Genomic DNA, 12,623 nt, shown 5'->3' with positions numbered 1-12,623 from the left:
CCGCACCCGCTACACTGGGTGCACCCGCGGGTGTAGTTCAATGGTAGAACTGCAGCTTCCCAAGCTGCTAGCGTGGGTTCGATTCCCATCACCCGCTCCACTCCGGCACCCGGTCGCGCAAGTGACTGACTTGTCGGGGGTTTTCAGAAAACAGGTCCCCAAGCGGTTCCTTCCCGAGGAACCATTTGAGGGACCTTTTTCATGCCCAAGCCCTATTTGCTAGCCCGCCCTAGCGGCCTCTACGTCCGCTTCCGAGTGCCCCGCGACCTGGTGCCCCGCTTGGGGTTTGGCTCCATCGTCCGCTCGCTACACGGGCTTCGTGGAGACGCCGCTCGGCTATCCGCAGCGCTCCAGGGTGTGGCACTCTCGGAAGCGTTCGCGCGCCTACGGAAGGGGGCCGGGATGGCCGATGTCGATGTCAAGAAACTGCTGGAGAGCGCACAGCGCGCGGCCGAAGACGGCTCGCTGCGCGAGTGGACCGCGACGGGTGTGCGCGTGGGCGGGGTCGATTTCGGAACCGTAACCACGACGGGCCGTCGGGACACCCTCGATTTCATCGAAACCATGAAGGCTGCCGCCGAGATGGCGCGTGAAGGCCTGCCGATGGTGTTTCCGTCGGCGGCGCTCGCAGCGCCCGTTGCGATGCCCGCTCTGTCTGCACTTCAAGGCGAACCGGCGCCCTTGCTATCGGTCGAAATCGCGAACCACGTCGCCGACTTGGAGCAACGGGAGCTGTCGCCTGACACCATCACAGAGAGCAAGCACAGCCTGCGGCTGCTGCTGGGAATCGTAGGTGACCTGCCGGTCGATCAAATCAAGGCGAAGCACTTGCGGGCCTTCTGGGAGGGTGTGCGCTGGTGGCCCGCCCTCGCCACTGTGAAGCCGAAGTATCGGCGCCTGTCAGTGGCCGAGACGATTGCGAAGGGGAAAGAGGAGAACGTGCCTGTGCCATCAAGGCACACGCGCAACAAGCACCGCCAACGGCTGAGCGTGTTTTTCAACGCCTTGGTCAATATGGACGTGATCCCACGCTCGCCGCTCAAGGGCATGGGCTCAGAGATCGACACCGGCACTGAGCTGGAAACCGGACGGCCATTCACACCTGAAGAGCTAAAGCAGATCTTCGCGCCGGAGCATTTCGTGCCGTGGGCGAAGCATCTGCCGCACCGTTGGTGGGGGCCGATTCTCGGGCTCTACACCGGAGCACGGGTCAACGAAGTCGCTCAGCTTTACATCGACGACGTGCGCCAAGTCGATGGGGTGTGGGGGCTTTTCGTGTGGAAGAAGGACCGCAACCAGAAGGTCAAGACGAAATCCTCCATTCGCTTCATTCCGCTGGCCCAGCCGGTGCTGGATGCGGGCTTTCTCGAGTTTGTCGAGGACATGCGCAAGACGGGGCATCCGCGTTTGTTTCCGCATCTGCCTGCGGGAACGCGCAAAGATGGCAAGCCAAATGGTCTCGGTTACGGTCGACAGTTGTCTAGGCAGTTCTCGGTGTATCTCAGGCAGTTCGGCATCGAGAAGGGCACGGCATTCCATGCGTTTCGACACACCCTTGCAACCGCGCTCGCTGAAGCCCTGGTGCCGACTTCGACGATCGCGCTCATTACTGGCCACGCCAGTAAAGTGAGTGTGTCAGTGCTGGAAACGCACTACATCCACATCGCAGACGTAAAGACGTTGCCGGAGAGAAGCGTGGCGCTGGCGAAGTTTAGGCCAGAGATAACAATACAAAGCTATGGGTGCTGTCAGTTCGAAAAATCAATGATGGAGCCATCCTCGCTTCACCTATAGCAATTGCGCCGACGTTTATTGCCCTTCTTTAGGTTACATTTTTATGCTAGGCCGCGGTCCGGAACGGCTGGGTGCGGCGGTTATTTTGCCTACGATATCTGCCAATGGTCCGCTTTGTAAATCAAGAACTAGTTGCTTGAGCCCAAAGTCTTCTTGTAGTGCAGGGCCATGAGACCCAGTCCCGTCGCCTACGACTACAGGAACGAGTGGTAATAGATGAGGCAATGCGGAGATCGCCGTTGCGGCATCTTTGAATTCGAGCCATCCGCGACCATCTGTTCCACTCCCGCGCAGCACTAACGCAGTAAATCGTTCACAGTTCTCTTCGGTGAGATCGACAGGGGTCTTTTTCCGAATGCCAATCAGCTCTTTGATATACGCGCTGCTCATATGTTCGAGCGCAATGCACTTTGGCTCTTCCGCGGTGTAGATCAGGTAGTGGATCCAGTCGAAGCCATGCAGCTTTGCGGCCATCTCTTCGCTCATTCCTTCCAGCATTTCCGACTTAGCACTCTCGCGTGACACCACCACTTCTGTCCCGCTCCTCGCAAGCGCGGACAATCGTCTGGCCGTTTCCACCAATACGACCATTTGAGCAGCACGCTGCTCTCCAGCGTGATTTTTCGGGGGTTGTGGCACGCGATTAGCGTCAAAGGTCCATGTCTCCCCGTCCAGTTCTCCGCGCTTGGCCTGAAAAATTGTGAGTCTCGCGCCACCCATCTCCAAAAGCGTCAGAAGCGCGAAATCCGCTCCACTACCCGCCTCCGTTTTGTCCGTTTCCTTGGATCGATATTTGCTGTATGAGCCCCACCAGCACTGCGACGGATAGACATTCAGATGAGCGGTGAGCATTGCCAAAAGAGAGTTCGAGGCTAGAAGCGATCCCAAAAGCGTCCCCGTGAGGGTCTCCTCGTGCTCCTTCTCGGACGCACTCATCGACGTGATGAGCGCTGTCGCGACTTGCAAAGATGCATCCAATATCCCTGGCATGACCTGCTCCTTTTCGTCCAGAGAAGCTAGTATGCAAATTAGCTCGTCTTGGGTCTAGATTTCCAAAGCAGATGATCGACGATACTCCAGATGGGGGTATAGTCCTTCTTCAAAAGTAGCGCCATCTTTGCTTTCCAATCCCGCGGAAGATTGTCGACCCCCCAAGACGCCTTCCGAACCAACTGCTCAATCCACGGCGCCGTATGGCCTTCTACTTTTTTCCACTCTCGAAGATCGGCGATGATGTTTGCTCGCTCCTCTTCTGTCGCCCCAGCCCACATTGATTTGATCGGCTCAACAATAGCCGCCGCGTAAATTCGCTCTGCGGAGTAGTCGAGCCACTCGGCCCAAAGTTCAAGCCTCGTGTAGAACTCACGGCCATCGAGCGGGCAATCTTTACCCGTGATCTTCCAAGCTTCCACTCCCCCCTTATTCCCACCTCGCAATACGACTTTCTCGACCAGATAGCCCAACGATGCGAAGTAGGCGATGGTCTTTTTCGTTGATGGCACGTGCATCCCGTTCCTCGTCAGTCGCTATCTTAGGCCCCTTGCGTATACGTCGGGGGATGGTTTGATAGCAGAGACAAGGCGGTTGTCAAGGAAGGGGTTGAAGACATGACAAAGATGGATAAGCGTCAGTCCGCCGCATACCATTTCAGCAATTTCATACAATCAAGCTATGGCAAGCTCTTGATAGTGCCTTGTCAGCGATTTTCTGCGGCAAGAGCGCAATCTTTTCTAACAAATTGCAACCCGTCATCAGTCATCCGACCAATGATGACTAAGCTGTCGTTGACGCGGGCGGCGCGATCGCCTTCGGCGGGGGCGCAGGTTCGGTCGGGAACCATGTCGAGGAAATATGCGCTGTAACGCGCCGCTTTCTCCAGGCCTTCGTTGAGCCGCGTCGGCGGCGCGATAAGCTGACCTGCGGCAGCCGCGATACCAGTCAATCCGACGATCCGAGCGAACGACAACAACATGTCGAAGTCTCTCGGTTTGCCACGTGCGAGACTGTGCTTCGTGAGCATACCGATGAGGAAGAAGGGCAACCCCAGCAACGCGCCGGCCATGATCAGCACGGCAAGGATGGGGATAAACGACAAAGGGGCAAGAAACGCCGTTGACGTTTTGAATGCACCGGGATCTTGGCCTGTCGCCACCGCTAGCGTGGACGACGCGGCTCCCGTGGCTACGGCAGCGGCCATCACCCCAGCGACGCCGGTCAGCCACTTCGCTAGTGGCGCTTCGAGCGCGGCGACCAACCAGCGGTAAGACTCGATGACAAACGCGATGGCCGTAATGGTGATAGCGGTCATCAGCAGAACGTCGGCCGGCAGCCCGATGCCTGATGCGGCGATTGTAGCGACGAACAAGCCGGCCATGATCATGCCCGCCACATACAACTGCTTCACGTTGTCGAGAGAAGACCACCACTGCTGCATGCGGCCATGGTGTGCGATAAGCATATTCATTTGCGTATGACCTTAATCCTTTCAGATGTGGCTTCGTCTAAAGCCGAAGACGCAGATGGGGTGCGGGAATTGGCATCGAAAATGTATTTCGATCACCTGCGCATTCCTGTCAGCCAGTTAATGAAACGGGCGAATAGTCCACGCGAGCGAGGCAGTGCCTCGGGGTGCTGGATGGCAGCCTTTGTCTTTCCACGTTTTGCTTTGAAGTATTCTTCTCGGAGGGCAGCGTTGTATTCACGTCCTGCCTGGATTTCTTCCCTCGTCATATCCATTGCCCATTCCACACGACCATCGGTAATCCAGTAGTGCGATCGGCAGGCAAAGTTCCAGTTTCCGATCGATGGGCTGAGCGAAACACCCCGAGTGCTTCTTGAGATGCGCCATTGAACTGGTGAAATTGGTGTGATCACTTCCTTTCCGCACCCGCACGCACAGGCATGTGCAGCGCATTTAAATCTTTCGGAAAAGTAGACAACACCTTCTTGAAGTGGACGCGGAAAGCTTTCGACCTCGACCAGGCGGAAGCGCGACTGTTTCATTCGTTGTCTTCGCTTGCATCGTTCGCTGCCATCGATGCGCTCGCTGTCGTATAGGTGGTCAGATGAGGGCGAGACCTTCCGAAGTAGAACCCACACCGCTTCTTCCACGCTTCGACAGCGAGGTAGGCATTCAGGCAGTTCAAGTCTCCTACCTGCACATTGGTCCCGTAGAGATTGTCGTCCTCATTGGCGGACATCGGCATGTTCTTGGCCGCTTCCGTTGCCGATGCACGGTCCAGTGTCGACAGGCGCACAATGGCGAAAAGTTCTGCATTGGCATTCATCTGAACACCCATGCCTGTGTCGAACATCACCGTGTCGCTCGAAGCCAGAGCGATGGCGATCAATCGGCGCGCATGACCGTTGTCCACGCACACGAACACGGCATTGTATCCCTTGAGTTCAGGCACATTGCTCTCATCAATCATGACGGGGTGCGGGTAGATTCTCCGATGGATCTTTCCGTATTCGGTTGCGAGATAGGCCACTTTGGCGTGACCTTCTGTGAGTGCTTCGAAAGCCACTGCGCCCGGATAGCGGAAGGCGTTATGTTGCTGCAACGTGTCTCCATCGTAGAGGTGAATTTCGGCAACCGGAGTCTTCGCGACCAGATCAAGCAGATAGGCGCCAGTGCCGCCAAGTCCCACGATAGCGATTCGTTGACCGGCAAGCCGCTGACTGGCTAGTGCGATACCAGCGCGCGTGGATGCTGTGTCGGCATAGACGAAAGGACCTTCATCCTCTTCGCTGAGGAACGGTTTGAAAACCTGTGCCTTCAGCGACGCATCTATGGCCTTAGCATGGCCTGTGAGCATGTTGACGTAGGCGGTGACCTTCTCGTAGTAGTCCTTGTAATTTCCCGATCGCGGCTTGGCGGAGAAGTAATGGTCAGCCCGAATGCCGGGCGCCAACTCCTGCGGATTGCTGTTGTTGATGATTCTGGAAAGGCGCTTGCCGCTCGCGTCGCACGGAGCTTCACCAATGAAGTAGGCCGTGTGGTCCGCCGGATTGACGGCGATATCCGCCGTCAAGTCGAGACGGAAAACAAGCGTGCCGATTCTCGTTTCGCGGCTTGCGTTGACGTAGGGAACATCGTGGACGAGGAGGTAGCCGTGGGCTACCTCCAGCGTCATGCCTTCGTCCCGCAGGCGCAGCAGATGAGGACTACGACTTATCAGTGAGGAGGACATAAAATTCCATCCCTCCCTTGATTTCGACCGACTGGCCATTCACCAGGTTGCCCGAGGGGTTTTGGCGCGGCCCCTTGTCGTAGGTGATCGTGTATTCGACCTGGGCATTGGCAGGGTCGGCGTCCGGATGCTCCAAGCGGACCACTGTCCAGAAGTCCAGCACGCGCCGATTGACAATGTGCGGGCGCGTATTGACGAACACCTCGATCTCGATCGGCGTGGTGGCAAAACGCTCCACACCAGCCGCGCCCAGGTCGAAGGTTTCTTGATCGCGGATGAGCTGGTCGTTACCGCCGACAACGATGCGGAACACATCGTGGCTGAGCGGGTCGACCTGCGCGATCTGCTTCAAGTGCAAGCCGCTGATCTTCTGCTGTCCCCAGTCCCGCGACTCGTCGTCGATATGAAAGCGGAAGGTGCGATCGCTCTTGAAGCTCACGAAGCGTTCGTGCCCCGGCTCCCGCAGATCCACCGTTTCGTCGGGGCGAATTTCTTCCAGGGCGCCGCTGGGCAAGAGCTGGAACAGCAGGTGCTCGCGGGCCGGCTTGAGGCCGGCCACGGCCAACAACTGCTCGCCGGTGGGGACCGGATCTTGGATGGTCTTCGCCACGAAATTGAAGCCTTCGTGAGCAAATTGGACCCGGTAATGGTCGGGCGGCTCGGCGCTCGTATCGTTGATGGTCATGTGTATTACCTCGATGTGCTGGGGGCTTAGCCCTTCGGAGGAAAGGGGTCGTTGCCGTAACTGTTGGAATCGCGGATCCGTCCGTCGGGACGGTGGATCACGACCTCGCCGCGTTGACGGATGGCCTGATTGCGGGCGGCCTCAGCGGCTTCGCTCTGCGTGCGGTGGGTTCCGCCCACTCGGCTCGCGCCTTCGCTGCGCGTGGCCCAGCCGGAGCCGTGAGGGACGACGTGGATACGTTTGCTCATCTCAATCTCCTAGCGGGCGAATCCCGCAGTGAGACTATGAGGCCATATCCTGAAAGGTTGTGTCAATAAGCACAAATAGAAGTTTGTATTAAGCACAATTGTTTGCGACCTTGACATTGCGGGCAAGCAGGTGCAAACATCTTTCGTGCGCGATGAAGAGATATATGAACGGCTGGGCCAGCAAATAGCGGCGCGGCGACGTGGGCTGAAGATGACCCAGCAGAAGCTTGCGACTGCTGTAGGCATGTCACGAGCCTCGATTGCTAACATCGAATGCGGCAGACAGAACGTATTGCTTCATCATCTCTATCGGTTCGCTGAGGCGCTGAAGATGTCTAATGCTGCGGACTTGCTTCCGACAGCTGTTGGTTCTAGCCGACTTGACACTGAATTGCTTGGCGTGCCCTTCGCAGATCAGAACATCAGCGAACAGACAAAGGCAGTTATGAGCGAACTAGTGTCCAAAGCTTTATCGCAGCGGAAGAGCAAGGCATGAGCGCCGGCTCGCCTAATGTCAAAGAAATTGCGAGGCAGCGAGCTCGCGAATTGCTAGAAGAATTTCGTGTGACATCCGCGCCGGTGCCAATCGAGAAGATCATTAAGAAGCGCGATATCGTTCTGCAATACGCGCCCTTCGAGGAAGATCTCTCGGGGATGGCTTATATCAACGATGGCCTTTCAATCATTGGCATCAACGCTCTGCACCATCCTAATCGACAGCGTTTTTCGGCTGCCCACGAGTTGGGCCATCATGTGCTTCACGCCGAGCATCTAAAAAATGCAGTGCATGTCGATAAAGGGTTGCGCGTTCTGCTGAGAGATGACGTGTCCTCTCAGGGTGTCGACTTGCTAGAAATTGAGGCTAATGCCTTTGCTTCAGAACTGCTAATGCCGAAGGATCTGTTGGTTAAGGCCTTGGATGAAGGTGGTGTCGACATGGACGATGACACTCAGATTGAAACGCTTGCTAAGAAATTCAGGGTGAGTGCTTCCGCGCTCCGCTTCCGGTTAATTGGCCTCATGAACGATCCGCAGACGAAGTGAGCTTCGTCTTTTTCGACACTGAAACGACGGGGCTTTCTAAAGCCTTCGACCAGATCGTTCACTTTGCTGCGATCAGAACGGACAGCAATCTCAAGGAGATTGATAGATTTGAAATACGGTCTCGGTTGCGCGGCCATGTCATCCCTCATCCTTCTGCCCTATGGGTGAATGAGATCGGGATTTCCCAGCTCCTGGATCCAGCTCTACCGTCTTTCTACTCGATGGTCTGCGCTATCCACGCGAAGCTTTTATCTTGGTCACCTTCAATCTTTGCAGGGTATAACTCAATCCGCTTCGACGAAGAGCTTTTACGTCAAGCGTTCTACCAAGCGCTCTATCCGCCTTATTTGACGAGCTTTCACAACAACGGGCGAGCCGATGTTCTTGGTCTCGCGCTGTCAGCCGTCGCTAATTCATCCGATGCGCTTATAGTGCCAGTCGGTGAAACCGGGCGTCGGAGTTTCAGGCTGCCAGATTTGGCTCGTGCAAATAAGCTACAGCATCGGAAAGCACATGCTGCGATGTCCGATGTCGAAGCCACTCTTGCCCTTTGTCGTTTGGTCAGTGTCCGCGCCCCGCAGGCATGGCAGCGTTTCGTTCGCTTTTCTAAGAAGGCGACTGTGATCGACTTTATTCAAGGCGAAGATGCTTTCCTATTGACCGAGTTTTATTCGAACGAGGCATATCACACGCCCGTAGTATGCGTTGGGATTGATCCCGCAGACGCTAATGCACGACTCTGTCTAACGCTGAATTCGCGCACACGCACTCTTCTGATGGCGTCGGACGATGAAATTCTTGCCTCACTTGACGAAAAGCCGTGCCCGTTGCGGCGTGTCCGAGTCAATGCTGCGCCAAGCCTAACTCCGCTGTATGAAGTCGATGAGTTGGAGTTCGACCTTGACCAATATGAGATGGAAACGATTGCCTGCGAGGTCAAGGCTGACCCCAGTGTGTGTGAACGTCTGATTAGAATTTATCACTCCCGTGCTAAGCCATGGCCGACCTCGTCGTATGTAGAACAGCGCATCTATGATGGCTTCTATACGCGTGAGGATGAGGTATTGATGCAGCAGTTCCATGAGGCAGGGTGGCACGAGCGCGCCGATTTGGTAAGTCGGCTCAAGGATGACCGACTGAGATTGCTTGGAATGCGGCTTCTCCACGACGAAGTTCCTCACTTGCTTACACAGCAGCAGAGCCAAGCTGTCAAAGCCCACTTTGCGCAACGCGAACAAGCATTGGAAGTAGGGCCGTTGAGCTGCGCTCAGGCGGTTTCTGAAACGGATGACCTCATAAAGCGCTTGGCCCCGGCAGACGTTGAACGGCTGATTGAGTATCGGAGTTATTTGACCAAGAAAATTGCTGACGAACAGTGAGCATGTTTTCGATGAATAGGTTCTCTTCTAGATATTTTAGGTCCTACTCCGATCAACGCCGCCTGCGTCAGGCAGCATGTGATTACTCCGGATACCGTAAGAAAAGTTCTTGCAGGACTTCTAGGAGATTCCAAATCTGACTCGCTAGCTCTTGGGCGTCGACGAGCCCACCCATGCGCTCCACAGGAACCCTCCCGTCAGCGGCACCACGAGGTGGCACAGCGGGAGGATGCCGTAAGCCAGCGACATGGCGGTCGTCCGCAAGCCATCGCTCAGCGCTGGCTGGAACACCGCGAAGTAGGCTGCCGCGTGGGCCGCGGCCACTAGCACCCAGGTCACGGCCGCTCCCTTCAAGAATCCGCCACGCTTGAGCCCCTTTTCGGCTAAGTGAGGGTAGGGCTGCCGGGCGACCCACGCCCGGCGCCCGTTCGCGCGGATGTTGATGGCCCAGAGGAAGGCCAGGAAGCCCCAGACCGCTCCCGCGCCGAGCAGGTAGCCGCCGGCCGGGGCCAACCGGCTCCCTGAGAGTTCGTCCAGCCCGACTCCGAAGAGGAGCAGCCCGAAGCCGCCCAGGATGACCGTCGCGCAGCCGACGTTCGCGTAGGAATGTTGGGTCATGGAGGCGGCCCTCACTTCTCGTAGACCTTCCAGCCGCCGCCGTCCCGGCGGAAGCGGAGGTTCCCTTGGAGCGGACGGACCTGCTGGGTGCCGGCGATGTTGAGCACCACCTTCCCGGTGACGTCGCAGGCGTAGCCGTCGGCGGCCTTGGCCTTTCGGCAGCCGGCCATCTCGAAGCCCTGGATTTCGACGCCTTGGAGCGCGGCCCCGAACATCCGGGAGAATTCGGCCTCGATCGCCTTCTGGGCATCGGCCTTCGAGGGGCCGGCGCTGCAGCCGGCGAGCGCGAAAGCGCAGGCGAGGGCTAAAAGGCCCGATCCTTTGTTCGTATGCATGGGTATCCCCGTTGAACCACCACCCGGCGGCATTTACGATAATCGCAAATGCAATGCCGAGTTGGAAAGATCAAAATTCTGGGAGTTCAGCCACCGTGCAACTGCATCGATGCCCAAGCCCAAGCCGCCAACCACCTTGTTCGGCAAGCGCCTCCGCGGCGCTCGCACGGCGGCGGGTTGGACCCAGGCGGAGCTGGCGAGGCGCATTGGGATGGTCGACCCCGTCGCCGGGGCAGCCCGCATGAGCCGCTACGAGACCGGTGAGCACGAACCGGATCTGGCAACGGCGCAGGCCTTGGCCAAAGCTTTGGGGGTGCCGGCTGCCTACTTCCACGCAACGTCCGAGGTGATGGCTGACGTCATCCTACTGGTGGCGAAGCTACCGGCTGCGAAGCAGAAAGAGGCATTGGAGCGATTGAAAGAATTCGTCAAAGGCAAAAGTTGAACTTGGGCATAGACTTGCCTCTTTTCTTTACGACTCTTTGAGTCAATTGTGGTCGACTTAGCTCTCTCGCTTTACCCACTGCGCGCTGCTGAATTTCGGCTCATACTGCCCGTCGGGTGGATGAGGACCGACATAGAAGACAATTGTGTGCATCTCTCCATTTACCGAGCAGCTATCAAAATAAATTCGGGCAGCACTTATCGCACTTGTTTTATCGCCCTGTTTCAGATGCCACTGCGTTTTTGTTGCTTTGTGTTGACCAGGCAACTTGTAGACGTGAATCACTTTACCGGTAGCCGCGAAGTCAACACCGTGTAGATGCTCCCAATTTCGCATGTCTCCCATCGCTTCCCCACCTGCGTATCTAGCAAGCAGGCTCGCAGATTTGCTCACGAACAGCCACCGGTGCTCGGGGATTTCATCTGCTCTGTCGAGTGCTCCATCCGCAAGTATCAACCTTGGCTGGATAGAGGAAGCATTCAGAAAACTTGCAGACGGAGCAGGTGACTCTGCTGTAGGAGCCGGTGGTGGTGGCTTTAACCACTCTCTCAATATTGCGTCATCACTCCGAAACGCTTTTCGACACAAGCTAAAGGTCAAATTGCCTAGACTTTTTCGGTAGCTTCGGTCAATCTCACACAAACCAACTGCTGTTTGAGTTTTGATCAGTCGTTCAAGCAAAGGAGTTGCAATTGTGCGATCTCGCTTGGAGACGGCAATGATTTCAATATCGCTCACGCCGAGTTCTTGGATCACAGCATCCAAAGCTCGAGCATGCCGATCAAGTATGAACAAAAATCGCATGGTGCCCGGTCCTTGGCTGGCGCGTCACCGATTGCGTTTGATGGCGCGCAATACAAGGCCGAGAGGCAGACGAAGTGCTAACAACTCGTCGTCGTTCATTTCTTCAATCGCAAGCATTGCGATTGTGCGAAGTTCGCTCTTATTTGGAGACTCACTGCGAAGCGCCAGTGTTTCATGTAATTCAGCGCCTAAGCTACCCCATCGCCGCACTAGCAGACGGGCAGACGCATCAGCTTCAGGGGAGATGGTTGCCAGCGATACCGCGCGCTCAAACTCTGCGAAAAGGCGAGCACGCCGGAAGTCCGACCAAACACGCGCAAGTTTGCGTTGTCTGATTTGCTTAAACCACGTCTGCCACCAGTAAGTGTCAGGTGTGATCAATTCGGAAAGTTCGGGATCGCCGGAAGGAAACTGCAATGCGATGAAGTCGCGGGCCATTGATCGGTGCGCATCGGCATCCGGCGTGGCTAAGCGAGCCCATCCTGTAGTAATAGGTTGATGGCGTTCTACCGTCCTCAGTTCACCTGTGGAAGCGCTAACTTCAACTGCAAGCTTACTGTTCGGACTTGACCAAGCTCGCCAGATATCTTCAACTGCGGCAGTTACGATGTCCCTGTCAGCGTGATGTATTCCATAGAGCGGATCCAAGCCGGCTCGGCCCACTTCGCTAACTTGCGGCACGAAACTTGAAATAAACACTCCGAGCGTCGGCACGCCATACGCACTCGGATTCCAAGATCCATCTGCTTTCCTAAGCAAAGAAGACAGCTTGGAACCCGTGATGGGGCCAAGCTCAGACACCAGTTGCGTGATAATCTCTACTACGCGTTCTTTGTCCATTCTCGCAACTTCCCAAAAAAAAAGAGCTCGCGATTGCGAACTCTTCTTGTGGTATCACAGGATTGCCCACCATTTGGCGCAACCTGCGTGGTCTAAAAAGGTGGCCCCCTTCGGTAGACTCCTGGGCAGCTTCCACATGGCCATTAAAGCCCCCATTGAGGGTTAAGTTACAACTTATAGCGGCTAAAGTCAAGATGGGCAAACGCGTACCTGAATACGATAGGCGACTCACATCCTA

At 56.3% G+C, this 12,623-nt stretch carries 16 protein-coding genes, 1 tRNA gene and 1 pseudogene; 7 read left to right on the top strand and 11 right to left on the bottom strand.

Annotated features, from left to right (window positions below):
• The first annotated feature begins 26 nt into the window (after nucleotides 1-26).
• The 3 genes and pseudogenes from ABD974_RS11160 to ABD974_RS11155 all read left to right on the top strand — a co-directional run bounded on the left by ABD974_RS11160 (nucleotide 27) and on the right by ABD974_RS11155 (nucleotide 1,794).
• Nucleotides 27-100, top strand: a tRNA-Gly gene (locus tag ABD974_RS11160).
• A 101-nt stretch (nucleotides 101-201) separates the two neighbouring features.
• Nucleotides 202-378, top strand: a pseudogene (locus tag ABD974_RS19515) (DUF6538 domain-containing protein); the annotation flags it as partial.
• Between the two features lie 24 nt (nucleotides 379-402).
• On the top strand, nucleotides 403-1,794 hold the full coding sequence (locus tag ABD974_RS11155; protein WP_345303390.1) for a site-specific integrase: 1,392 nt from the start codon (nucleotides 403-405) through the stop codon (nucleotides 1,792-1,794).
• Nucleotides 1,795-1,827: 33 nt separating this feature from the next.
• Here ABD974_RS11155 and ABD974_RS11150 read toward each other — a convergent pair whose 3' ends face one another.
• The 7 genes from ABD974_RS11150 to ABD974_RS11120 all read right to left on the bottom strand — a co-directional run bounded on the left by ABD974_RS11150 (nucleotide 1,828) and on the right by ABD974_RS11120 (nucleotide 6,920).
• A complete protein-coding gene (locus ABD974_RS11150; protein WP_345303389.1) occupies nucleotides 1,828-2,784 on the bottom strand; it encodes a hypothetical protein in 957 nt (318 codons plus the stop codon).
• A gap of 38 nt (nucleotides 2,785-2,822) precedes the next feature.
• Entirely contained in the window at nucleotides 2,823-3,296 is a 474-nt protein-coding gene (locus ABD974_RS11145) for a hypothetical protein (protein WP_345303388.1), read from the bottom strand.
• A 194-nt stretch (nucleotides 3,297-3,490) separates the two neighbouring features.
• Nucleotides 3,491-4,258: a hypothetical protein gene (locus ABD974_RS11140; RefSeq protein WP_345303387.1), complete on the bottom strand. Its 768-nt coding sequence runs from the start codon at nucleotides 4,256-4,258 to the stop codon at nucleotides 3,491-3,493.
• 92 nt (nucleotides 4,259-4,350) lie between these two features.
• Nucleotides 4,351-4,797, bottom strand: coding sequence for a ubiquitination-like system serine protease family protein (locus ABD974_RS11135; RefSeq protein ID WP_345303386.1), 447 nt, complete (start codon nucleotides 4,795-4,797; stop codon nucleotides 4,351-4,353).
• Entirely contained in the window at nucleotides 4,794-5,987 is a 1,194-nt protein-coding gene (locus tag ABD974_RS11130; RefSeq protein WP_345303385.1) for a ThiF family adenylyltransferase, read from the bottom strand. The genes ABD974_RS11135 and ABD974_RS11130 overlap by 4 nt, the downstream gene beginning before the upstream one ends.
• A complete protein-coding gene (locus tag ABD974_RS11125; protein WP_345303384.1) occupies nucleotides 5,962-6,672 on the bottom strand; it encodes a multiubiquitin domain-containing protein in 711 nt (236 codons plus the stop codon). Before ABD974_RS11125 ends, ABD974_RS11130 begins: the two co-directional genes overlap by 26 nt.
• 26 nt (nucleotides 6,673-6,698) lie before the next feature.
• Nucleotides 6,699-6,920, bottom strand: a complete 222-nt coding sequence (locus ABD974_RS11120; protein WP_345303383.1) for a DUF2188 domain-containing protein — start codon at nucleotides 6,918-6,920, stop codon at nucleotides 6,699-6,701.
• 130 nt (nucleotides 6,921-7,050) lie between these two features.
• Between ABD974_RS11120 and ABD974_RS11115 the strand changes: the two genes are divergently transcribed.
• From ABD974_RS11115 to ABD974_RS11105, 3 genes are read left to right on the top strand one after another with little or no spacing between them, the layout of a single operon-like run.
• Complete coding sequence (locus ABD974_RS11115) at nucleotides 7,051-7,416, top strand: helix-turn-helix domain-containing protein (protein ID WP_345303382.1); 366 nt, start codon at nucleotides 7,051-7,053, stop codon at nucleotides 7,414-7,416.
• A complete protein-coding gene (locus ABD974_RS11110) occupies nucleotides 7,413-7,964 on the top strand; it encodes an ImmA/IrrE family metallo-endopeptidase (protein WP_345303381.1) in 552 nt (183 codons plus the stop codon). The genes ABD974_RS11115 and ABD974_RS11110 overlap by 4 nt, the downstream gene beginning before the upstream one ends.
• Nucleotides 7,961-9,343: an exonuclease domain-containing protein gene (locus ABD974_RS11105; RefSeq protein WP_345303380.1), complete on the top strand. Its 1,383-nt coding sequence runs from the start codon at nucleotides 7,961-7,963 to the stop codon at nucleotides 9,341-9,343. Before ABD974_RS11110 ends, ABD974_RS11105 begins: the two co-directional genes overlap by 4 nt.
• Nucleotides 9,344-9,487: 144 nt before the next feature.
• On the opposite strand, the gene ABD974_RS11100 is transcribed toward ABD974_RS11105, so the two are convergent.
• Together ABD974_RS11100 and ABD974_RS11095 are read right to left on the bottom strand one after the other, a co-directional pair.
• Nucleotides 9,488-9,961, bottom strand: coding sequence for a hypothetical protein (locus ABD974_RS11100; RefSeq protein WP_345303379.1), 474 nt, complete (start codon nucleotides 9,959-9,961; stop codon nucleotides 9,488-9,490).
• 11 nt (nucleotides 9,962-9,972) lie between these two features.
• Nucleotides 9,973-10,296, bottom strand: coding sequence for a hypothetical protein (locus ABD974_RS11095; protein ID WP_345303378.1), 324 nt, complete (start codon nucleotides 10,294-10,296; stop codon nucleotides 9,973-9,975).
• Here ABD974_RS11095 and ABD974_RS11090 point away from each other — a divergent pair.
• Nucleotides 10,295-10,741, top strand: a complete 447-nt coding sequence (locus ABD974_RS11090) for a helix-turn-helix domain-containing protein (RefSeq protein WP_345303377.1) — start codon at nucleotides 10,295-10,297, stop codon at nucleotides 10,739-10,741. The two genes, ABD974_RS11095 and ABD974_RS11090, sit on opposite strands and share 2 nt — an antisense overlap.
• 57 nt (nucleotides 10,742-10,798) lie before the next feature.
• Here the strand turns inward: ABD974_RS11090 and ABD974_RS11085 are convergent, their stop codons facing one another.
• Both ABD974_RS11085 and ABD974_RS11080 read right to left on the bottom strand, forming a co-directional pair.
• On the bottom strand, nucleotides 10,799-11,545 hold the full coding sequence (locus ABD974_RS11085; RefSeq protein ID WP_345303376.1) for a hypothetical protein: 747 nt from the start codon (nucleotides 11,543-11,545) through the stop codon (nucleotides 10,799-10,801).
• 24 nt (nucleotides 11,546-11,569) lie between these two features.
• Nucleotides 11,570-12,385, bottom strand: a complete 816-nt coding sequence (locus ABD974_RS11080; protein ID WP_345303375.1) for a hypothetical protein — start codon at nucleotides 12,383-12,385, stop codon at nucleotides 11,570-11,572.
• Between the last annotated feature and the right edge of the window lie 238 nt (nucleotides 12,386-12,623).

Source organism: Lysobacter hankyongensis (assembly GCF_039543145.1).
Taxonomy (GTDB): Bacteria; Pseudomonadota; Gammaproteobacteria; order Xanthomonadales; family Xanthomonadaceae; genus Lysobacter_I; species Lysobacter_I hankyongensis.
This window is presented reverse-complemented; position numbering and strand designations above follow the sequence as displayed.